We start from the raw sequence: 22,173 nt of genomic DNA on the forward strand, positions 1-22,173 counted from the left end.
GCGCGAGAGATGGCTCGCGCCTGCAGCGTCGACTTGTGCTCGCCGGGAAGTCGCCGTCGCGACACGTGTCGAATCTCATCCGTGGGAAATTGTTCGGCCGACGCGACGAGCGGAATCATCGTGAGCCGCTCGGAGCGATCCTTATCCGCGCGCTGCACCAAGGCGGCTCGTTCGCGTGCAATCGTTTTGGTCGCTGGGATCCTGAGCTGATGGCTACTCGAGCTCGGCGCAGATGTCCCTGGTGCGACCAGAGGAGCCGGTGATCGTGAACGTGTTCTGCGCGTCCACCTGATAGGTCACTCGACCGATGTAGAGCGTCGTTGATGGGCCTGCGGGAACGTCGGTCGGGAACATGAGGATCACGTTGTGTCCCGTGCTTCTCACCGTGGCGGGTCCAACGGGATTGATGGTCGCGCTTGTCACGGAGCCGTTCCCTTTCAGCGGGATGGTCGCGCCTGTGGACACGTTCTCGAAGGTGAGGTCGGAGCCTCGCCCCGCGGTGAGCGTTCGGACGATGTTCCCGTCGGCGTCGGTGAACTCCCTGGTGATCGCGGAGCCGCCTGTTCCCGTGACGTGGAGCTCGAAGGTGCAGGCCGCGCCCGCCGGGAGGACGAAATCGAAGTCAGCGGCGATTGCCGGGATCGGCGTCGCGATGGGTATGACTGCTGCCGCGATCGCCACGACTGCCAGCTTCCACCGATTCAGTGCCGCCATTGTCGGACCCCCTTGGTTCGGGCGCGCCGGTCCCGTTTCAAGAGAATGGACCGGCTGTCGCATCGATTTCCCAGATGAGAGGAGGATTGCAGTCGGATTGCGACGGCGCAACAGGGGGCGTCACCGACGCGGAATGCGCCGCTTGTACTAGCGGCACATCGGCGACGCTGATCCGTCCGGGCGACAGGAGACCACAACGTACCGAGCTGCTGCGGCCCGGCGAGGTCACAGCCCGATCAGGAACCAATCCCTGACACGCGCCGCAGAGGATCCCCGTGCGCGCAATGCGCGGAAGCGGAACCGTCTCGCGCATCGCGCCAGGATACTCACGCATTCGAGGGCTGCGCAGATCACACCGGCGACGTGACAAACACCTGACACCTGCCGTGGTCGCGGGTGTCAGGGGTTGCCCGGCAACGTCAGGTGACTTCAATCGATTGGGGGTCGTTGAGGGCGTTAAGCCGACGCCGCTTGACCTCGGAGTCGATGAACCTTGCGCGGATTCCGGTCATTTCGCCACCGTGGATGCGGTTGAGGAGGAAGTCGCCCAGGAAACCCCGTTCGAGCGCGTTCTCGACATGGAAATGGTCGGTTGTCTCGACCGCGAAAATCCGGTTGGTGTCTAGCGCCCGGAACGAGTCGATCGACATGACCGACTCCTCCTCGGTGCCCCACACGAGGCGGTCGAACTGTTTCGTACCGCGCCAGTGTTGCCGAATCCGTTCCCGCATGTTGAATGCCGTTCCGATGTAGGCCTGTCGGTACTGATCGAGCACCATTACATAGACACCTTGCGCTCCATCGAGACTCCACAGATCCTCGACCTCCTCTACGGAGGGGTTCTCGCTCAGCATCGCGGCAAGCGCGCGTTCGAACTCCTCATGCGAGATCTGGGCGAAGAACGCCATGTTCAAGTCGAAGTTGCGCAGGGCGCTGATCCGCATGTCTTCGACAACCTTGTCCGTGTATCGAGTGTGATCCGAGTCCTCGAAGACCGAATCCATCCGCGCCCACTGCCTGTCGGTGAAAAGATGCCGTCGTTGCCGTATCGAAGGGGTCCAATTCGGTATTGCGTACATCTCGCGAGTGAGTCGGAATCCGTACTTGCCGTGCTGGATACGTTCGCCGAAGTGATCGATCGGGCGCGGGTTGGGCTGTGCGGCGTGATGGCTCTTCTTGGGCGCCTCACCAGGCGCGGTGGCCCGAACTGGGCGTGTCCGCGTCGTCCAGGCGACGCCGTCGTAGTACCGCTGGATGCCGGCGATCTGGGTGTCGGTGTACCACCCGCGACCGTAGGGCCCCCTGCGCGGGTCCTCTGTACTCATGAACATCTCCGCAAACGGCCACGTCCAAATAACGACAGCAACTTCCCTCTAGTCCAGGAACCACGCCCAATGTACCGACCGAGACTCGCGGCGCCTGCCCCGCCGGCTCCCGTCAGAGCGAATCGTATGCCTGCCGTCGGATCCACGTTGCGCACTACGCCCTCGCGTTCAGATGGGGCGTGTCGCGAGCTCTTGCCTACCTTGAGAACTCGCCCCGTGAGCACGTCGCTGTCCATGCACACGCCGCAGCGTATCGGACTCGTGGTCCTAGCTGGGTTCCCGCACCTCAAGAACGAGGTCGCTGAATTGATCGCCGCCGAGGGTGCCGGGCGAATCCAGTGGTCGATGGGCCATCAACAGGTGAGGGCTGAGCCTGTCCCAACCTCGAACTGGGAGACATGTCTCCCATGCGGCGGTCTATGCCTCGGTTTACCCGAATGCATTACGACCCGAATTTCGCCTAAGTCGCCCCAAGTGGTATATCTCGATCCAACGCATAATCGGGGAGTCCATTTGAGAACATTCGTGCAACTCAACGTCGAAGTGCGACCCGATACATCTGGAAATAGCCAGTCCTCTCCGACCTCAGAACAGACGGTCGCGTTCGTCAGAGAACTGATTCTGCGGTCAGCCTGGTACCCCGAGCATCCGCTGGACGAAAGCGTGGTCGCGGCATTGATCGACGCTGCAAAAGAGATCTCCAATCAGAAAGAGGGGCTCCGTCACGAGGAAGCGCTGGCCATAGCGGAACGCATCCTCGGTCCCGGTGCGCGCGTTGGGAACACATTGTTTTTGGCGACGAACACCCTCGTACTGCTATCGCAAATGAAGGATGGCAATCCTCTGAGCAGTCTTTCGGCGAGCCGGGTGATGCCTCTCCATGACGGCATCGAGGAGTGTTGGGGGATGATCACGGTTCAGAGGAGCCGGGTTGACCTTCGCGTCAGGTCCGAGGATGTCGACCGTCTCGAGGAAGCAACCGAACGAGCGCTCGTCGCGCTGAACATCCACGCCTCGAATAGCCGTCAGAAGAAGGTGGCAGCAGATACTGGGTCGTTCTTGCTATGCACCATGGAGAATCATCCTGCCCGCGAAATCTCGAAGGACGGCACGGAGAGCAGATCAGGCAAGATCCACGTGCTCAGCAGGTGGGGACGAGGCGCCTATATAGTCAGCAGACCGCTTCAACTGTCTTTGACGATCGCTGTATTCGCACTGCTGCTTACGACGGTCGTTATGCAGAGCCTCGAGGTCGCACTCTCGCTGACCGGGTGGTTCGCCTGGTGGCACTCCCTCATCGACAAGCTCCTCACGACTGCGCTGTGGGCCGCCGTGCTCGCTTATGCAGCGGGCATAGGAGAGGTCCGGCGCCACCCCCACATCCGGACCGGCGGCAAACGAGTTCTCATCGGCTGGAAGAGATAGCAAGACCGAAAGCGCCGCAACGAGCCTCGACCGCACCGTGTAGCATCACGGAAGCGAGAGTTCGGAACTGTCAGTTCGATGCGATGCCGATCGCGTCGGTGACCTCGAAGCAACACGACGGCGTCGCGCCGGAGCTCAGTTAGCGCGACGCGCACGCCCGTCTCGAAAAGCGCCCGTCGGCGTTGCTGGATGAGCAAGAGTCATCAAAGCCGGATCGAACGTGCCCACTCGCAGCATCTGGCACGGCCTCGTGCGTCTGGCCGTAGCCGTGTCTCACACGCGCAGCGACAACGGGCCTGCGGAGGGCCCGCGCAAGTCCATTTACGATCCCTCAGCGGGCTGGTCCGTTCGACGGGCGCCTAGGTGTACTGAGCCATCAGGTTGGTGACACTCGGGCTGCGGGCGTGAGTTCGTGGCTGGAGTGGGTTCGTTCAGTGTTGTAGTGCTCGATCCAGGGTGCAAGGGCGTCGGCGCGGGCTTGGTTGTTGGCGAAGGCTTCGCGATAGGCCCATTCGGTGGCGAGAGTCCGGTTGAAGCGCTCGACCTTGCCGTTCTGCCAGGGGCAGTGTGGCTTGATGAACTTCTGTCGGGCGCCGAGTTCGGCGATCGCGGTATGGAACGCGGCTGAGTGTCGGTATGCGAACGCGTTGTCGGAGATGACTCGTTCGATCCGGGTGATGCCGTGGCTGGCAAAGTAGGCTGCGGCGCGGATCAGGAACTGCGCCGCGGTGTGGCCCTTCTCGTCGGGGTGGATCTCGGCGTAGGCGAGGCGAGTGTGGTCGTCAACGGCGGCGTGCACGTAGTCGAAGCCGATCGGCTTCTTGTCGATGCGGGATTGGTGATTCGCGGTCGTCCAGCCCTCTGCTCGCCAGCCACCACCGTCGGGGATCCGGCCGAGCTTCTTGACGTCCACGTGCACCAGGTCACCGGGGTGCTCGTGCTCGTATCGGTTCGCTGTCGCCCGCGTTGCGCGAATCACGGCCCCGGTGATCGGATCCAGCCAAGCGAGCGGCGGGACTCCGTGACGGACCAAGATGCGAGAGATCGTCCTGGCGGCAACACCGGTCTCGGCCGAGAGCCGTGCTGGCCCGAACCGCAGCCGTGTCCGCGCTTCCAGCACAGCGCGTTCCCGCTCCGCGCTCGTTCGCGTGGGCGACCGGTGCGGCCGGCTGGACCGCTCCGACAGGCCAGCGTCGCCCTGCTCCCGGAATCGTCGCACCCACCGATGGGCGCACTGGCGTGAGACACCGAGCTCTCTCGCGACGTGAGCGACAGGACGGTGATCCCGAACAACACGGGCGACGATCAATCGCCGCGCGTGCATCGTCAATCGGGCGTTAGCGTGGGACACAGAGGCCTCCTGGCAGTGGCAGAACTAGACAGCTCCACTAAGCCAGGGGGCCTCCCACGTTCACAAGACCGCTGTCACCAACGTCATGGCCAGGTACGCCTAGGCCGATGTGGATGCGGCAGGTGTGTCCTGACTGAATGTGTTCCACCAGCGACCTTCGCGCTGGACCCACAGCGAGCTGATGAACATCACCTCTGCGGTGCTCTTGCTCGGCTGTCTGTACTCGGCGCGATAGCACAGCAACGCGGCGTCCGCGGAAACGTCGATCAGTCTCGCGTCCGTGATGGCGTACGAAGCGATGCTGGGCCCATCAGCCAGGTCGTCGGTGTGGTCGGCCCGGTTGGCGAAGCCAGTCGGAAACACCCCGATGAAGTCCTCCGAAAGCAGGGCGCGATCAGCATCCGCGTCCCCGCGGACCAGCGCATCCCAGACCGCCGACTCCAGATCGATGAAGAATGTCGTGCCACGATCGTGCATCTAGTCACTATCGCAGGCTCTTCATTCGAGCAGTCGGCGCGGGCAAACCCGCGACCTGGCACCCACGCCATCCCCATCCGGTCCGCGACCGCCGGAGGGGCGTGGCCAGCGATGCCGATACCTGTCCACGCAATCGGGACGAAGTCGCCCGACGGTGCTCCCCCTTGGGAGTCGCGGCAATTTGACCGGTCGACTCGCCCGTAACTCATGGGGCTTCGCGCCGCGACGTCACCGTCGCGCGGAGAATGTCATCCGGGTCGGTCTCCCTCCAAGCCTCAGCGAATCTGAGCAGGACGGGCGAAACGGCCACCGTACCAACGCCCGCGATGATCGCGATGACTGTGAACGAACTCGCCCACGCCGAGATTGAAGTGCCGTACAGCAGCACCATCAGGCCGAGAAACTCGCCGAGCACCAGCATTAGAGCGACGATCAGCATCACGTATGCCGGCAGGAACCCGGTGAAGGCAACCTTGCCCATCATTGCGGTCGCGACTCGCACCCGGTCGCGCAGTCGTTTCGTACCGTGCCGGGCGCGCAACCGGCGGAAGTGGAGGCGCATCTCGCGGTGATCGAGCCGTTTCAGCCCACGAGCTTCAACGACAAGTGCGAGCAGAAGCACCGGGATGATTTGGACGACCGCACCCCAGAAGGCAGCCTGATTCTCTTCCACAAAGCGGAGGCTACTGGCAAGGAGCGACATGCCCGCGACCATCCCTGTTCGGGCAGTGCGCGTTTGAGGGACAGTCACGGGCTGTGGGGGCCGCAATGCCGACAACCTCGAGGTCGTCACGTGCCGGGTCGATTCTCGAAGTGGGTATGCGCGCAAAATCGTGCGCACGAGTTCAGATCACTGCCCCTGGAGGGCAGACCTGCGGGGCGCGGATTGATCCATTATCTGAAGAACTCGTCGCGTGACGATCGCAGCGGGCGAGTGTGGAAGGGTAACCCACGCAGAACCTGCGCGATCACGAGCTTGTTCGCCGGTTCGTCGAGTTCTCGCAACTCGGACCCGATCGCTCGGAGGTCCAACTGCGCCCGGCTGATAGCTATTGCCTCAGCGGCCGTCATGTCAGCAATGACTTCCGGGCGTTCGACCACCTATTCCCGATCGAGCATCGCCACCTCCTACGTTTGGCGCTACGTCTCCTTGACGAGTTGACGGGCACGCACCTCGTCGAGACGCGTGCGGCCTCAGCAGCGTCCGATTCGATCGCTCCGCGCCGGCTGTCCCGGACCGGCCGGGGACAACCTCGGCGCCTAGCGAGGTGGCGCAGTTCAGGTCCTGGCCGCCCGAGCTGGGATTGTCACAAGGCCAGGCTTTCAGACTCCGTCAATCACGAGCACGCCAGGTCTCGGCGATCTTCTCCAGCTCCGGGAGGCTAAGAAGGTAGTCATCGGAGCCGTGCCCACGTTCGCGGGCATCCACGATACGGCGGTACTCGTTCAGCATTCGCGCGTATATGTCGAGCATCTCCATGTGGGAATTGCCGTCGTCGTGCGACTCGACCTGCGGGCGAAGCCAGTCCACCTCTGTCTGTCCCGCATCAAGAACGCGACATGTTGCTGGCCTGACATAATTTCCGTCTAAGCTCTGCGAGATCCACACTACGGAGGCGCGTGTGATTCAGCGTGTCACCGATTGGCGCAGTGGCATCTGACCTGCACGCTACGAGTCGACCGTGCCGAGCGACGGCCCCGGCCTGTGTACCCAGCAATATCTGGTCTGCGTCATTGGCTGCTACCCAATAGGTACTCACTGATGGCCGTGACTAGATCCTGCACGGACTGCCAGTTCGTGAGGGCGAACAGGGCAAAGGTCAGCCCAACGCCCAGCAGGAACGTGGTGATCGTCCACCAGACCGAGACGACCGTACCCCTGTTCATGTTCCTAAGGATCGCTTGACGCTGTCCCTGTGAGAGATTCAGGAACTCGCGCGCGTCGTTCGCCTCCTGCTCGAGCACGCGGGCCCTGTCAAAGAGGTCGTCTACCTGCACAACTGCGATATGGATGTTGTTGGTTAGATTCGCGAGTGACTTCTGCGTCATGAGTAGCTGGGACTTCATCCGCGCAAGTTCGGGTAGTCCAGACCTCTCGAGGTCCTGGTCCCAGCGGTAGCGCCGCATTAGGACGACCGTAGAGATGAAGCGAATGAATAGGACGCCAAATAGGATCGCAGCCGCAGCGTAGACCGGCCTCAGCAACAGAGGCGTTCCCGATCTGACGGCCAGAATCGCGAAGGCAGCAGATGCGGCGAGTTCAAGGAGGGCGAGGATCGTCCAGAACGCGGTGTGCTCGCGTACGCGTTCACGCCTCTCCCGTCTGCGCTCCAATTGGGAACTGCGCGTCCGCCATTGGATCCAGCGGATGGCACAGATGAGCGCGAGCGCACTGCCGGCCACAGCTGCTGGAAGAGCGGGCCAGTACAGAGCTGGGTCTGCCGAGAAAACCAACCCGCCAACGGTGCCGAGCCCGGCTCCGAGCAGGATGAAGCAGATCGACCAGTGCTCGAAGAATGGCCCTGAGCTGTTCTCGCTGCGCCAGAGCCACCCGCCAACCGTTAAAGCGAGACAGCTGATCAACGTCGAGATGACGGCGACTACGACGTACCCAACTCCGTCAAACCCGAACCATGCGTTGAGGACGATCGGAATTGCACCAATCACGGTGGCTATCCCGAGTGGCCAAAAGATCGAGTTCAGCTCAGCGTATTCCGGCTCGAACGGCACTCTCTCGCTGGTGTTGCTGGCGGACTCCGCCGGGGACACCTGATTCACCACAAGCGGCACCATATCAGTGGACTCTACGGGCCCGAGGTAGCGCCCGGTCCTTGTTGTGTGGCGTGCGTCTTGGGTCCGTCCGACCGATCGGCGACCGCCGCTCGTGCGCCTGTAGTGGTCGCGTTCGAGCGGCACTACCCGGCGTTGGCGATGGACAGCTCGCAGACGATGCGGAACTACTCCGTCGCGATCCAGTTCTGCACAACTTCGGGCAGGGTCTTGAAATCCGAGATAGATTCCCAAATCGAATCGTGCGGTGATGACAGATCGATGATGGTCAGCGCCGTACCCGATAACGAAGCCACTGAGCCCCTCGTGTCGTCGTCGGCACCGATCCGGCAGACCTAATCGAGCGCCTGAAGCGCGATGTCGACGCTGCCGGCTTGCGTCCGGTGTCAGAGGTGCCATGGCTCTGACGCCCGGTCAGTAGCCGGTCCATGAGCGGGCACTGGATGCACTTCCGCGCTGCTACGTTCGTCGCCATGCAGAAGCTGTGGCCGTTCGTGATGCTCGCTGGCGGCGCGCTCGTCGTGGTCGCGTTCGTCGTCTGGTTCGACGATGCGGACTGTGGGTCTGACAGGGATTGCGGCTACTTGGTGGGGCTCGCTGTGTGGTTCTGGGTTCTCCTCATCCTGGGTATCGCGACCGTCATCGTCGGGTTCATCCTGCGCTCAAGGCACAACACCAAGTAGAGATGAACAGGCTCGGTGCGCCAATGCCGGTCCATCAGCGCGGGCGGCGGCGCGGGAGTTACGGTCAGCTCGGCGGCGGTATCAGATGCGTTGCGGCGGGCTCCTGTGTTGCGTCATCGATGTGGCCGCGCGCCAGCCGAACGAGTGAATAGCGCGTCGAACTACTCGCCGCCGTACTTGACCGAGTGAAGATACCCAATCCTGCGGCCGGTGCTCTTTGCGTCCCTCTCTAGTTGCGCGAACCCCATGGCGTAACTCTTCGCTTCGGTCGACCACTCGCTCCAGTTTCCCGACGCGTCAAAAAGACGAGCGTCGATCGCCACTGGATGCCATGGTGGGGGGTGTCCTCGTCTCCAGGCGGGGAATCGAGCCCTCTTCGCGACGTCGAGGAAGTAGCGATCGAGCTCGGCGTACGCGGAACTTCTCCAAAACTTGTACGACTCACGTAAGTCGGCCCCGCGTGACCGCCGCCATTCGCCTAGGTCGTGGGCCCCTTGATTCTCGGCCTCGAAGTAATAGCGCTCCGCAACCTCAAGCGCGTGCCGCTGCGCCTCCAGGACCCGGCGCGTGTATTCGGCCGCTGCCGATGTCGGTCCAAATACCACGCGAACGTCAGCCCTTGCCAGCCGAACCAGATCGATGGCCTTAATGCTCCGCTCAATACGGCGTTGACGGCGGGCTATGTCGTCGAGCAGCACTTCGTTGCGGTGAGGGATATCGGGCGTCCGCGGGGATGGTGGGGTTATGCCGCGCAGCGCCGCGAGCGCTGCCAGCGCGTCGCGCGCGAAGACCCTGGCTGGCCCTAGGAGGAGTTCACGAGCTTGCAGGTGTCGACTCGAAACTAGAGCCGCTACGGACGCGCCGAATACGCCGACAAGACTCAGGACCGCTACCAATATGGCGGTGCCCACCTCCACCTCATCCACGTGTGCAACCTAGTCGATTGATCACTGCTTTGAAGTCATGTCCATACACAATCCCCCGCAAGCCGGTCCCTGACGGGGCGCGGCTGCGAGCTCGTTGAGGGTCGTCTCGCTGAGCGTCCGGTCCAATGCGGCGAGTGCTACGGTGGGCGCATTCCAGCGGGGAGGTGAGAGACGGGATGATCGACGCTCTGTCTTCCTTCCTGCAGGTCCTGTTGTCCTCTTCGGCTGTGATCGGTGCCTCTGAGGCCGGCTCGGCATCGATGTGGGCTGTTGTGCTGGCGGCAGCTGTTGTCGTCGTTCTGTTGCAGGCCGGGGGTTCGCCCCGATCGATGCGGGCCTCCCTGGTCCGTCCGGACAGAGCCATCGATGTGTCGGTGGCGGTCGCGCAGAGTGATCCGGATGCTGCGGGGCATCCGCGTTCGCGCGCTCCGGGAATTGCGGCTTCGGCCGCGTAGCGCGTCGACGCTCCTCCACCTGTCCTTGAGGGTGATGTCTGTGTTCGTCGTTGTCTGGCGTGGCCGTTCTGCGACCACCTCTCACATCAACGGACGGACATCATGGACCTTTTCTCATTCCCACCCATCTCGGCCACCCTCGACGCGGCATATGCCCTGCTGATGGCGTTGGCGTCGCTGCTGGAACCGATCACGGGCGGCGCATCCGCGGCCGTCGCCGTCGTGATCCTCACTCTCCTGGTGCGGACGATCTTGATCCCCACCGGGGTTGCGCAGGCCAAAGCTGATCAGACTCGCGCGCGTCTGGCGCCGAAGCTGCAGTTGCTGCAGCGAAGACACAAGGATGCCCGCGAGCGTCTGCAACGCGAGACGATGAAGCTTTACGCCGACGAGAAAGCATACCCGTTCGCCGGATGCGCTCCCGTGCTCATCCAAGCCCCAGTTGTCGGCATCATCTACACGCTGTTCCTGCACACCGTCATCGCCGGCCACCCCAACGACTTGCTTACCGAACAGGTCTTCAGTGTGCCGCTCGGAGCCAGCCTCATTGGTTCTATCGGGAACGGATCCTTGACGTTGCCGGCCGTCGCCGTCTTCAGTGTCGTGATCCTCTTGATCGTGGCAGTCGCTGAGATCACCCGTCGCCTCCTGCGCCCCGCTCCGACAGCGTCAGCGTCAACGCCAGGCGGTGAGGGGATGCTCCGTCTGGTGGGCGTCCTGCAGTTCAGCACGGCGATCGCGGCGGCGTTCGTTCCACTCGCCGCTGGGCTCTACCTCCTCGTCACAGTCGCGTGGACCTTAGCCCAACGCCTCATTCTGCGACGAAGGTTCCCCATCGAGCCTTCAACCCGTCAGGCATAGGAACCAAAGGCTCGCAGACGCCTCGTAAGCCGGTCCGCAACGTGCACAGGCGCTCTTGAGTTCCCCATAGTTATGATGCGAATCATGGACGTGAACACTCTGTATAAGGACATGATGTTCTCCGTCCTACGACTCGTGACCTCCGACGAGTATGGAGATGGCGCCACAGGCACCGGACTTCTCGTCGACTTGGAATCGACGCCAGGAATGAGCTCGCCTGTTCTTCTCACGAATAGGCATGTCGTCGAGCGTGCTGCAGAGATCTCACTGCATTTGCCCACCAGTGATGGACCCGCCGCTGTTGCCCTTGGGGAAACCGTCCAGATCAGGATGGTGCTGGAAGAAGAGAGATTCTTTTCACCACGGGATCGCCATGTCGACCTCGCGGTCATGCCGTTTGGCGCAGTCTTGCAGGCCCTCAAGGATCTGCCGACGCCGCCTTTCGTTAGGTTTCTGCCGGTGTCAGAGTTCCCGTCGAGCAAGCAGTATGACGCGCTCGACGCACTAGAAGACGTCTTCTTCATAGGCTTCCCGGATGGTCGTTGGGACGACACCAACAAGACGCCGATCATGCGAAAGGGAACCACCGCGACCCCAGCTACGCTCTTCTTCGATGGTCGACCACAATTCTTGATCGACGCGAGCGTGTTCCCGGGCAACAGTGGCAGCCCTGTTTTTGTGATGCGGACGACAAACTACATATCGGGAACAAGGTTGATGTCCGAGCAGATCGCGATGTTCGTGGGAGTCATCACGGGGTCCCTGCATCAGCGTCACGACGTGACCGTATTCGACACGACGTCTGAGATTACGGAACAGCTTGATCTCGGCCTAGTTGTCAACGTCGGCGCCGTGAGAGCCACGCTGGATGAGTACTGCGAGTATGCGAACGTGCCGAAGCCGAGGTATCGCACGTCTGCTCTCGGTCTCGCGTGACTGTCGAAACTGCCTACGACGAACTCTGACTCCGCTCTATGCATGCGCGTCCGTCGACGGAGGCGTCGCGTCAGCGATTGCCGCGATAAGACAAGCCTTCGACGTCGACGTGATTCTGGCGGATGCGATCCTAAGTATGCAGGTGCGGCGTTCCACACCCGAGGCGATCCTGCGGCTGCAGGTGGAGTTATCCGACGTCGAAGCAATCCTCTCTTCGTAGCGAACGCGATCCACATACGCGCATTGCGCGAAAGAGGAGCGGTCCCGCGTGGCCGCTGCCATGCGCGCCATGCCCTTTCGCGCAACCGGAGGGTCCCGGCGCGCGACCCCTCTAGCCCTTGACTCCCAAGCAGCGAATGACACGCTGAGCGCATGTGGGACGCGAGTCTTCCCCGTCAGGAATTGTCTCCGCTGCGTCGGCCAGGCGGTGCCCAGAATGCTGCGGGAATCCGCTGTGGACCGACTTCCGGTGGCGATCAGCGCGGCTCTGCGGCGGCCCTGCTTCGTCTACAGCAGGTGGCCGGAAATCTGGCGGTCGCCGGGGCAATCACGGGCGGTTCGCGGGCGGTTGATGTTCCCCAGGTTCAGCGCGAGATGAAGTTCGAGATCCAAACCCCGAACAGGGTCTTTCGCGTCGGCGGCACGGACCATAGGAAACGAGGCGGTGTTTGTCGCCGTCCATCGGGCGGAGAACCTCGGAGGCGCAGGCTCCTTGATGCTCAGGGGACCCTGTCGTCGAGTATTGCGAAGGCGCATCGAACGGCCAGTCTGGATCGGTTGCTGATCCGGATAGTGTGGCGGAATGAGTCAAAAAGCTGCACCGCCTCGAGTCGTGCGCCTCGCCGCGACGGGGGTGCTCGGTGAGCACGAACATCAGGTGGACTTCAAAGAGCCTGACGACTTCGCTATTGTTTATGGTCCGAACGGTGTCGGTAAGACAAGATTCCTGGAGATCATCGAGGCCCTGGCGAATTTGCGTCTTGATGCTCTCGCTACATTACCGTTCGAAACCGCGTTGATCTCCTTCTCGGATGACTCGAGCTTGCAAGTCTCACACAGCTTGGCCGAGGTGCCAGTCGAGTCCGAGGGGACTCTCTTCGAGTTCATTGACGCCCCCAACTCTCGCGATGCACGCAACCGCCGCAAGAGGGCGAAGAATGACGTCGTGCCCTGCCTAGTCTTTGACCTGCAGAACGGTAGGAACGTTGTAAGGGCGCCCCCGATCCCCCTCGGCATAGCGACGGACCGTGATTCGGCGCCGATCGGAGTTCGTCGCGACCGACTCCCCATTCCTGTACGTCACGAGTTCGATCGGATTCTAGAGCGGACCGGAAGCATGGCGGAGGCTCGAGCCTTTCTCCGCCACTTCGACAGGATGCCTAGTTGGCGCTACGTGCTGCCGGAGTCCTTCACGACCTACGTGGACAAGCTGGATCTTCGTCTCATTGCCACTCAGCGGCTCCTCACTATGGATATTGAGTCGCGCTCGTCGAGCGGTCGAAAGGAGGGGAGTGCACCACGTCCGACGATCGAGCAATATTCGGACACCGTCCGCGAGCGCCTCGAAAGCGACTTGTCTGAAAACTCACGGCTATCGCAGCGACTGGACAGCATCTTCCCGCGGCTGATGTTGGCCCGGCGCGAACAGTCCACCATGAGCGCTGAATCCATCCGTGAACGACTCGACGATCAGAGCAAAAGGCGGGCGCGGATTCAGCAGATCACTCCTCTAGGCATCCAACATGAGCTTCCGTTGCCCGAAGGAGAGCTTACTGCCGGTCAGCGCTCCGTGCTCGAGCTCTATGCAGAGCACGCGGAGCAAAAGCTCGCGACCTTCGCCGACACCGTCGAGAAGATCGACCTGCTCGAAGAAATCGTTAACTCGCGCTTGTATGGGAAACGACTCCAGATCAACGCCGAGGACGGAATCACGATTGTTCGTGGAACGGATGGCGAAAGAATCCCGCTTGCGGCCCTTTCATCGGGAGAGCAACACGAGATTATCCTCATGTTCGATCTGCTCTTCAATGTGAAGGCGGGCGGTCTTGTGCTGATCGACGAGCCTGAGATCTCGCTGCACATCGCGTGGCAAAAGCGCTTCATCCCCGATGTTCTCCGGATCGCCAAGTTGGTGGGGTTTCAGTTCGTCATCGCCACGCATTCGCCTCAAATAATCGACGGGAACTGGCGCTTCGCCCAGCGACTTGGCCCTAAGGCGGCGGTCTTCGACGAGGCAGATGAGGATGCTTGAGGAGCTGACTCCTGACTCTGTCTACTCCGCGATCATGATGGAAGAGCCTCAGCCCGTGGCGGTTCTACTCGTCGAAGGACCCGACGACGACATGATTCTGGGTGACCATCTGCGGCGAGGGGTGATCGGAATCGTGTGCGGCAACAGAAGCGTGGCGATCTCGGCTACGGAGATCTCGCACCAAGAGGGGCGCGAGAACGTCTTTGCGCTCGTTGATCGTGATCTGGTACCTGAAGTCGTCGGAACCGAGCTAACTCATCCCGCCGTCGTGACGACCAGTGCGTACGACCTCACCGCCGACCTCGCAGCCGAATGCCCCGGCGCGATCAAGATGGCCCTAATGAGCCTGGCGCATCGAGAGGCGCGAGTCGTCAGTGAGCGACGAGGTGACGACATCGAGCACGTCATTATCGAGATCGCCACCGTGTTCGCCGGGATCCGTGTCGCAGTACTTCGCGAGGGATATCCCGTGCGGCTGGACGGTTTCAATTTCGCGAAAGTGCTCGGGGCGCAATTCGAAACCTTGGGAGTCGAGGTCTTTGCGGAGAATCTTGTGATTACCAAACCACAGAGCTTCTCCTGGAGTGCGGCTTCAGTAGAAAGTCTGCGGAACTCGGTGTTGAAGCACGGCGGCGCGCGCGAACTGTGTGGCGGTCACGATCTAGCGGGCGTCGCGCACGGCCTAGTGGTGGCGGCGGGCGGCCGACAATTTTCAAAGCGGTCATTTGAAGCGGCCATTCGAGTGCATGCTCGGTGCGAGGTTCTCACGAAGTTGGATTGCGTATTGGAACTACAGCGGCTTTCCCAAGCAGCCACGGGACTAAGCTTGTTCGATTGCGAGCCGGCGGCTTAGAAACATCGATTCTCGTGAGGTGTGTCGGCGACGCTTGAGAACTAGTCAGTTTCGACGCCGTCGTTTTGGCCGGTTCTTGAACCGTTGCCGACATCGTGACCGTCCAAGAGTTCGCCTCAGGAAGCCGAGGTGGGTTCGGCGCGCAGACCATGCGCGATACATCCGTCTCACCGAGCCGAGCCTCTTCGACATGAGCGGTCCCCATGCTCCCGCGAAGCGGGCGGGCGCGATCGGCTGGTTGATTCCCTCGGGCGCGGCATTCGAGGTGCTCGACGAACAGGACCCTGCGACGACGAGGTTATGATCTGGTTGCCTGCACCCTACAGCCGCGCACCTATGTCGATCACGTGGGGGAAGACGTCGTTGAGTGACCAGAGCACGCCTGTAGTTTGGAATCCGGCACCTCACGCGGACAATGCCGCGATACTGGGACGGTACCCGGTGGCTGGACTGAACAGCCGAGCAAGCCGCGGCCACACAGCCCAGGGGGCATGAGGGCGCGCCCGGCCTCGTTCCCGTCGCGCACACTTCGCCCCCGGCCCCGCAACCTATTCCGGCCCGCCGACCGTCATGACTGCCGGACTGCCCGGTGCCCATACGCGATCGACGGCGTTCGGGCGCGATCGACGGCGTTGGGAACTGTGGTCCTGTGCTTCGGCATTGGCGCCTTGCTCCTGAGCTGGGTGCCATGGCTAGGGATGCTGTTCGCGGTGGCGGCGGCCATCTTCGGCGTGATCGCCCTCATCCGCAAGCAGCCGTTCGGGTACGCGCTAACAGGTCTGATCCTCGGCGCGGTGGCGCTCATAGTGGCCGTACTGATCACCGTGGGCTTCACCGCCTTCGTCGGTGGAAGGTCAGCGCAGTCGGGGAGACGTTCCATTCCCCCAGTGACCACTACGCCGGAAGATCCGCCGCCGCAGGAGACAAAAGGGGGCATGCCTCACCGCCGCCTGCACCCGAGTCAGAGCTAGCCACCCCAGACCTCGCGGCCGTCGGCACGGTGGACGAGCGAACGTTGCTCCTCATTGCCAACGAGCCCGACGCGCACATCGGCACCCACGTCATCGTGTTCGGCGACATCACTCAACTTGACTCGGCAACTGGTCCCGCAACATGCTTCTATCCGCAGCCGAAGCCCAGAAGGACTACTCGTTCGACTACGGGCAAATACCTACGCCACGTCCGGCGACAGTGAAAGCGTGTGCCCCGTGTTCGACCCCCTTGTCGAGGGAGATCACGTCAAGATGTGGGTTTACAGTGCTCGGGAGCTTCAGCTACGACACACAGATCGGCGGCAACACCACAGTGCCCGCATTTCAGGTGTGGCAGGCCGAGCTGCTGCCGGCCGAAGAATACTGAACCGTCCCTTGCGCGACACGCATGTGACTCCCTCCACGATCGTGCGTAGGCCGGTCCTCCACCGGACGCGTCAACGGCATCCGGTTGTTCGGCTTCCTGACGGGCTGCGCTGTTGCACGAGACCCGCGCGCTCACAGCCACGATTAGGGTTGGCCAACTGCAACGCCGCCGCGCCCGCTGCTATTGCCTCCTGCCGACTCCCGGCCCGGGCGCGCCCGGGCCGGAATTGCTGAGACTGACATGACACTGAGTGTCACGCTATTCTCAGTAAAGAGGTGATCGTATGGTGCGAGACGTAGACGTGCTGCGCATGGATCGAACGCGCCCGGCTGCGCACAATACGGCCTCAGGACCTTGAGAAGCCTCTGACCCATCCGCGCCGCACCATCAACCGTCTGGTCGAGGCCGGTGCACTTCTGCGGCTTGCGCAAGGCGTTTATACGGCGCCACCGGACGGACGCGATGCTCACACATGGCGACCAACTATCGAGGCGGCCGGCCTCGCCGTGGCGACCGTCCGCTTCGGCAACCGCAATGCCATTCTCATGGGCCTCGGCGCGGCGCGACACTGGACGGCAATTCCACGAGCAATCGGCGTGACGACCATTGCCGTACCCGCTGCCGGCCGACCAGCCGTGGAACTGGACTATGGCGGAGAAGTTCACCTCATCCCCCGTGACCTAGACCGGCTCGACGCAGTACTCGAACGCACCGAGCTCGGACAGGCGCTGGTCACGACACCAGCACAGACGCTCTACGACCTGATGATGAAGCCTGCACAGGGTGGCATGCCCGACGAGGCAGCTGCCGCCGTGCAGAACCTCAGAGTCCGAGTGAACCCCGTGGATCTGCGCAATGTCGTGCAAGCGCATGGCCGCGCGAACGCCACGGTCCGGACCGTCCTGAACGGCATGGAAAGGGAACATCGTGGCGCGACGGAATGAGCATGAAGGCCGCGGCGCGGGCCCTGGAGAGTCCGACGCGCGGATGGACAGCATCCAGGACCCGACTGCGGCCGCGCCGATTCCGGGCGTCCTCGACGAGCAGGAACGCGTCGCTGTGGAACGACTGGCCCACGGAAATCGTCGAGATCGAGCAGCGCTACAGCGACGCACCTCCCGCGCGGCTACGCGTGCTGACTTCCGGAGCCTTCGTCGCGTCGAAGTTGTCCTCCTGGAGCGACCGTGGAGCATCCCGCGACCTTTACCATCTGTGGGCTCTCGCTGAGGCAGGCATGATCGACGCCGAGGCAGCGGCGCTTTTCGCCAAGCTCGGTCCTTACACGAGCGCGTCGAGGGTGCCCTTCACCCGCATCCCGACCGATGCGGAATGGAGGGCAGCCCTCGACCACCAGTGCATCCCCGCGGTCGGCCCGGAGACTGCCGCCAAGATCGTCCGTGAGGCGCTCGCGGCGACATCACGCTGACGGCGGACAAGGCGCTCGTCGCTACCGCCATCAGAGCGACATCCCTCCCCGCGAAGCGGGCTGCCTCGGCGTGGTCCAAGGCTCGGAAGCCTGGAGCTCCCGCTCTCGCGCAGCCCGTCGCAGCTCGGTGTGCGCCGCACGCATCGCGTCCTGGATTGTGAGCTCGGTCGTCCCGCGCATCATGGTCGCACCAACCTGCGCAATCGCCTCCTCGTCGGTCCGCGCGACAGTGATCGCGATGTTCTGGTGACGTCCTCGGGTCAGTCCGACGTACAACCCAGCGGCATCGACATCCGGACCCACCACAGCAGCATCCGTCGTCTCGCCCTGGATGCCGTGCACCGTTGACGCGTACGCCAGTTGCACGTGCTCGAGCGCGTACTCGCGACTAACGCCGTGCAGCTCGCCGCTGTCGCTCGCCGACGCGAGCGTGATGACGTCATCCCGGATCCCGCGCACCACCCACTGCGCACGGTTCTCGACTCCGGTGCGCGGGTCGTTGCGACGCGTCTGCACGGTGTCGCCGACGAGGATGCGCTGCTCCCCCATCCCGAGCGCAAGCACGGTGGCATCGAGCTCGCCCACGTCGACACGGCGCTGCTGGATCGCATCGTTGATCGCATCCGCCTCGCTGTTCGTGCCCGAGACCAGCGCGACCCGCTTCCCACGCGCGTGCCACTCGAAGTAGGCCGTGACCATCGCGTGGCGCGCTTCCTCCGTGCTTCGCACCCGTTGCACGTGCCCGCCCTCGAGCAACTCCCCTGCAACGGTAAGAGCGTGGTCCCGGTCGCGAGGTTTGCGCAGGCGAAGAGTGAGAGCGGCATACTCGGGATCACTGAAGCGGTGCACAGTGTCGAGTTCGACGGATGCTGTCGCGAAGCGCACCGCGGATGCCATCGCTCCGGCGTGGCCGACGGGAAGCGCCTGATACGGATCGCCCACCATCGCGACGCCGACCCGCTCTCGGAGCGCGAGATCGACGAGCGCGTCCGCCGTCTGCAGGTCGACCATGCCGGCCTCGTCCACGACGATCCGATCGCCGCGGCGAAGTTCGAACCGCGAAGGGCCTTTGTAGACGACCCCGGATTCCAGATCGGCCTCACCGAAGGACAGCCGCGTCCACACCTGGACTCCCGCCGCGTGGATGTTCCAGCGGTAGCCGTGGTCGGCGAGCAAGGCGTGCAGGCTCGACGCCTCGGCGCCGACCTCTCGTGACGCGACGGACGCTGCCTTGCGAGTCGGCGCAACCACCAGCATCCGTCGGTGTTGTTGTCTCAATCCCTCGTACGCCACGCGCAGCATCGAGGTCTTGCCTGCGCCGGCCGGCCCGGTGATCGCGACGAGTCCGGCCGTGCCCGCGATCGCGCCCGCTCCAGCGAGTTGCGACGTATCCAGCCGGTCGACGTCTTCTGGGGATGCCGCGGCCTGACGCAACTCCTGCGGCAGGATCGACCGGCCCGGGGTTGCTAGTGCATCGAGGCGGCCGGCTAGGCGAATCTTCAGGCGCACCGTCTCGGTCGCCATGAACGCCTTCACGTGGCCTGGGAGGTCAGCATCCTTCACAAGTCGCACGGCCTTATGGTGCGCTTGCTCGGCGATCGCATCGATTGTCGGGGTCAGTTCGTCCCGAGGCGCGATAACCCCACTGCGTGAGAGAGCGCGCGCGGCACCGGCGCGCAGATCGAACGAACTGAACCTGCCGCCAGAGCGGGTGGACCGCTCATCCGCATCCACCACCGCGGCGTCCGCCAGGAGGTCCAGGTCGAGCGTGTCGAGTGGAGTCGAGACGAGCGGAACCGGCGCACGGTCGAGGGCGAGTCGGGGGTCAAGACTCGCAAGCTCGTCACGGACGGTCGCCTCCCACGACTGCTCGTCGAGGTCGGCGGGCTTGTTCGGGCGCGACATCGCCCACGCGCGGCGGTCGATCTGCGTCAAGACTCGGATGCTGGGGCTCGCACCCCCGTGCTCGGCACTCCACTCCGCGATGAGCTTCGCCCGGTTCGCCTCGATCTGCGCCGAACGACGCGAGAAAGGTCGAACCACCCCCACCAGTTCTGCCACCTCGCCGTCGTCATCGAGGGTGAATCCGTGGCGAGCGAGCGCCGCAACCCACTGCGGGTCGGTACGAGCAGCGAGATCTCCTTCGGCGTTGATCAGGGTGTGCAGCTTCATCGCGACCCGCGAGTCGACGTTGGACCACTTGCCGTCGGCGCCGAGCACCTTCACGTTCAGCCAGAGGTGGCGGTGGGCGTGCGGGTCCAGCGCGCGCGAGCGACGGTGGTCGAGCTCGACGACCTCGATGCGGGTGATGTCTTCCCGGATGAGTCCGCCGTGGCCGCGACGTGCGTTGAGTTCGTCGAGCCAGGTGGTCAGGATCCGGTCACGCAGGCGGTCTTGCAGCGACTCGAACTCGGTCGCCAAGTCCGGATGCAGCAGCGCGGCGATGCTGTATGACTTGGGGTGGTTGAGCGTCGCATCAAGCAAGAGGTCGGCGTCCGCGCTGAGGCGCTGGATTCCTCGCTCCTCCCCTGTGACCGGGTCATGGCCGGTCAGCCACACTCGGAGCGCGCCCGCGGACAGCTCGTCGGCGTGGATCGCTCCGTCCGTGACGACGAATCGCGTGACGCTCGCGTCGGCCGCATTGCTGTACAACTCGAGTGCATCGGAGCCCGTCGAAAGGTGGAGATGAGCGTCGCAGGTTCCCTTGACGGCATAGTCGATCGCTCGCCTGACGCCGCCGGATCCGGCGCCTCTCTTCCACCGCTGGAGGCCTCCGCGCATGGCGCCAGAGTACGACTACTTTTGCAGCCTGGCCAGCACTTTTTACGGAACGCAGGTAGGTGTAGCGGGATGTTTCTGAACGGCGCCCGGATCACGGCCCCACCGAACGGTGCCTGCGTGCATCGCAGCTTCTTTTTGTCGTAGCTTCTTTGGCGAGAGCTGTGCCGTGGGGATTGCTAAGTGCTCGGGACGTCGAATCGCCGTCACCGATTTGAGATCGGGATCATGTGGGTGCAGCCGGCAAGTCGTTCGGGCTCGGCATCCTCGTGGAAGACTGCATGAGTGGCGGGTTGCTCTATCGGGCCGTCCATCGAGATCGAGAGGCGGCCATGGTCGACGGCAAGCAGATTCGCGTCTATCTGGTGGACGGTACACCGGGCGGCCTGTTGACGGCCGAGATTATGAACTGGACAGGTCACGTCATTGCGGCCCCACGATCGGACATCGCAAGTCTGCTTGCCCGCGAGGAGGTGCGCCGAACTGGCGTGTACCTCTTGCTCGGCGACGATCCGGAATCGCAAGCCCCATCGGGAAAGGCCGTCTACGTTGGTGAGGGCGACGATATTGCAGTTCGACTTCGCCAGCACGCACGTGCCGAGGAGGTTGGCGGGAAGGACTTCTGGGATCGAGTGGTCGTCCTGACATCCAAGGATGCAAACGTCACGAAGGCGCACGCGCGCTATCTCGAGGCGAGACTCATTGGCGCAGCCGCGACAGCCAAGCGAGCCACGGTGATGAATGTGACAGCGCCGAGCCCGATCCAGCTCCCCGAGGCTGATCGCTCGGACATGGAGTACTACCTCAGCCAGGTGCAAATAGTGCTTCCCGTCCTCGGAATAACGGAGTTCCGCCCGACGCGTGTCATCAACAACGCTGGGGCGGACTCGCCGTCAGCCGACCCGGTTGGCGCACGAACGTCCCCGACGTTCCGATTTGATATCCCCCGCCATGGCGTTTCAGCCGTGGCCCAAGAGATCGACGGCGAGTTCACCGTACTGCAGGGCTCAACCGCGAGGGCCGATTGGGTCGGGACCCATCGGCACCCTGGGTACCAGCGACAACACGTCGCCCTGCTTAGCGACGGGACGCTTCTGCGCGAAGCAGGCACGCTGGCACGATTCACCCAAGACGTGGTGTTCTCGTCGCCGTCAGCAGCAGCTGCTGTGGTCGCTGGTCGCTCTGCGAATGGACGTACATCTTGGATCGACACCGCAAACGGCGTGAATTTCGGCGACTGGCAGAGCCGAGGAATCAGCGATCAAACTTCCCTTGACAGTCCAAAGGTGACTCAAGTCGTCTTCTGAGTACGCGGCGGTCGTCCTGAGGCGAGCGACCGATCGGAGAACAGATCGCGGCAGTGAGCACTGGATTTGCCCCGGACTATCTTCGTCACTTTCGCCTTCGATGCAGGCGAGACATCACCGGCGACTGCGCACGTTATTGCAAGCTGTACTTCACCAGACACTTGGGTCACGGGCAGTTCGCCGGGCACTGAGTCGCGAGTGGGCTCCCGCGCTGATTCCCGCTGATGGGCGCTCTCATGTCGGGGACTCAGCCGCC

The 22,173-nt window shown here is 63.1% G+C and carries 20 protein-coding genes; 11 read left to right on the forward strand and 9 right to left on the reverse strand.

Going from position 1 to position 22,173, the window contains the following annotated elements:
• Positions 1–213: 213 nt before the first annotated feature.
• Positions 214–681 (reverse strand): hypothetical protein, encoded by a 468-nt coding sequence (locus MJ607_RS01645; protein WP_243073805.1) that lies wholly within the window; start codon positions 679–681, stop codon positions 214–216.
• A 452-nt stretch (positions 682–1,133) separates the two neighbouring features.
• The gene (locus tag MJ607_RS01650) at positions 1,134–2,039 is read right to left on the reverse strand and encodes a DUF2510 domain-containing protein (protein ID WP_243073806.1); all 906 of its coding nucleotides are present in this window, start codon (positions 2,037–2,039) and stop codon (positions 1,134–1,136) included.
• A 525-nt stretch (positions 2,040–2,564) separates the two neighbouring features.
• On the opposite strand from MJ607_RS01650, the gene MJ607_RS01655 reads away from it, so the two are divergent.
• The gene (locus MJ607_RS01655; RefSeq protein ID WP_243073807.1) at positions 2,565–3,464 is read left to right on the forward strand and encodes a hypothetical protein; all 900 of its coding nucleotides are present in this window, start codon (positions 2,565–2,567) and stop codon (positions 3,462–3,464) included.
• A 376-nt stretch (positions 3,465–3,840) separates the two neighbouring features.
• Here the strand turns inward: MJ607_RS01655 and MJ607_RS01660 are convergent, their stop codons facing one another.
• The 5 genes from MJ607_RS01660 to MJ607_RS01680 form a co-directional block, all read right to left on the reverse strand.
• Positions 3,841–4,815, reverse strand: coding sequence for an IS481 family transposase (locus MJ607_RS01660; RefSeq protein ID WP_243073808.1), 975 nt, complete (start codon positions 4,813–4,815; stop codon positions 3,841–3,843).
• A 99-nt stretch (positions 4,816–4,914) separates the two neighbouring features.
• The gene (locus tag MJ607_RS01665; RefSeq protein WP_243073809.1) at positions 4,915–5,292 is read right to left on the reverse strand and encodes a nuclear transport factor 2 family protein; all 378 of its coding nucleotides are present in this window, start codon (positions 5,290–5,292) and stop codon (positions 4,915–4,917) included.
• 205 nt (positions 5,293–5,497) lie between these two features.
• Positions 5,498–5,995 carry a hypothetical protein gene (locus tag MJ607_RS01670; RefSeq protein WP_243073810.1) on the reverse strand — a complete coding sequence of 166 codons (498 nt, stop codon included), beginning with the start codon at positions 5,993–5,995 and terminating at the stop codon, positions 5,498–5,500.
• A 630-nt stretch (positions 5,996–6,625) separates the two neighbouring features.
• Entirely contained in the window at positions 6,626–6,823 is a 198-nt protein-coding gene (locus MJ607_RS01675) for a YfbU family protein (protein ID WP_243073811.1), read from the reverse strand.
• 200 nt (positions 6,824–7,023) lie between these two features.
• Positions 7,024–8,085 (reverse strand): hypothetical protein, encoded by a 1,062-nt coding sequence (locus tag MJ607_RS01680; protein WP_243073812.1) that lies wholly within the window; start codon positions 8,083–8,085, stop codon positions 7,024–7,026.
• Between the two features lie 470 nt (positions 8,086–8,555).
• On the opposite strand from MJ607_RS01680, the gene MJ607_RS01685 reads away from it, so the two are divergent.
• Positions 8,556–8,765 carry a hypothetical protein gene (locus tag MJ607_RS01685; RefSeq protein ID WP_243073813.1) on the forward strand — a complete coding sequence of 70 codons (210 nt, stop codon included), beginning with the start codon at positions 8,556–8,558 and terminating at the stop codon, positions 8,763–8,765.
• 161 nt (positions 8,766–8,926) lie between these two features.
• On the opposite strand, the gene MJ607_RS01690 is transcribed toward MJ607_RS01685, so the two are convergent.
• Positions 8,927–9,691 carry a hypothetical protein gene (locus tag MJ607_RS01690; RefSeq protein WP_243073814.1) on the reverse strand — a complete coding sequence of 255 codons (765 nt, stop codon included), beginning with the start codon at positions 9,689–9,691 and terminating at the stop codon, positions 8,927–8,929.
• Between the two features lie 176 nt (positions 9,692–9,867).
• On the opposite strand from MJ607_RS01690, the gene MJ607_RS01695 reads away from it, so the two are divergent.
• From MJ607_RS01695 to MJ607_RS01730, 8 genes are all read left to right on the forward strand, one after another.
• Positions 9,868–10,146 carry a DUF6412 domain-containing protein gene (locus tag MJ607_RS01695; protein WP_243073815.1) on the forward strand — a complete coding sequence of 93 codons (279 nt, stop codon included), beginning with the start codon at positions 9,868–9,870 and terminating at the stop codon, positions 10,144–10,146.
• 102 nt (positions 10,147–10,248) lie between these two features.
• Positions 10,249–11,007, forward strand: coding sequence for a membrane protein insertase YidC (locus MJ607_RS01700; protein ID WP_243073816.1), 759 nt, complete (start codon positions 10,249–10,251; stop codon positions 11,005–11,007).
• Positions 11,008–11,091: 84 nt separating this feature from the next.
• Positions 11,092–11,943 (forward strand): serine protease, encoded by an 852-nt coding sequence (locus MJ607_RS01705; RefSeq protein WP_243073817.1) that lies wholly within the window; start codon positions 11,092–11,094, stop codon positions 11,941–11,943.
• A gap of 802 nt (positions 11,944–12,745) precedes the next feature.
• The gene (locus MJ607_RS01710) at positions 12,746–14,194 is read left to right on the forward strand and encodes an AAA family ATPase (RefSeq protein ID WP_243073818.1); all 1,449 of its coding nucleotides are present in this window, start codon (positions 12,746–12,748) and stop codon (positions 14,192–14,194) included.
• Positions 14,187–15,047: a hypothetical protein gene (locus tag MJ607_RS01715; RefSeq protein WP_243073819.1), complete on the forward strand. Its 861-nt coding sequence runs from the start codon at positions 14,187–14,189 to the stop codon at positions 15,045–15,047. The genes MJ607_RS01710 and MJ607_RS01715 overlap by 8 nt, the downstream gene beginning before the upstream one ends.
• 698 nt (positions 15,048–15,745) lie before the next feature.
• Positions 15,746–16,018 (forward strand): hypothetical protein, encoded by a 273-nt coding sequence (locus MJ607_RS01720; protein WP_243073820.1) that lies wholly within the window; start codon positions 15,746–15,748, stop codon positions 16,016–16,018.
• Between the two features lie 894 nt (positions 16,019–16,912).
• A complete protein-coding gene (locus MJ607_RS01725) occupies positions 16,913–17,350 on the forward strand; it encodes a hypothetical protein (RefSeq protein ID WP_243073821.1) in 438 nt (145 codons plus the stop codon).
• Entirely contained in the window at positions 17,347–17,832 is a 486-nt protein-coding gene (locus tag MJ607_RS01730; RefSeq protein WP_243073822.1) for a nucleotidyl transferase AbiEii/AbiGii toxin family protein, read from the forward strand. Before MJ607_RS01725 ends, MJ607_RS01730 begins: the two co-directional genes overlap by 4 nt.
• Before the next feature lie 30 nt (positions 17,833–17,862).
• Here MJ607_RS01730 and MJ607_RS01735 read toward each other — a convergent pair whose 3' ends face one another.
• On the reverse strand, positions 17,863–20,613 hold the full coding sequence (locus MJ607_RS01735) for an AAA family ATPase (protein ID WP_243073823.1): 2,751 nt from the start codon (positions 20,611–20,613) through the stop codon (positions 17,863–17,865).
• 227 nt (positions 20,614–20,840) lie between these two features.
• Here MJ607_RS01735 and MJ607_RS20145 point away from each other — a divergent pair, with 227 nt between their 5' ends.
• Positions 20,841–21,917: a GIY-YIG nuclease family protein gene (locus MJ607_RS20145; protein WP_243073824.1), complete on the forward strand. Its 1,077-nt coding sequence runs from the start codon at positions 20,841–20,843 to the stop codon at positions 21,915–21,917.
• Positions 21,918–22,173: the final 256 nt, after the last annotated feature.

Source organism: Microbacterium sp. SS28 (genome assembly GCF_022761035.1).
In the GTDB taxonomy this organism is placed as follows: domain Bacteria; phylum Actinomycetota; class Actinomycetes; order Actinomycetales; family Microbacteriaceae; genus Microbacterium.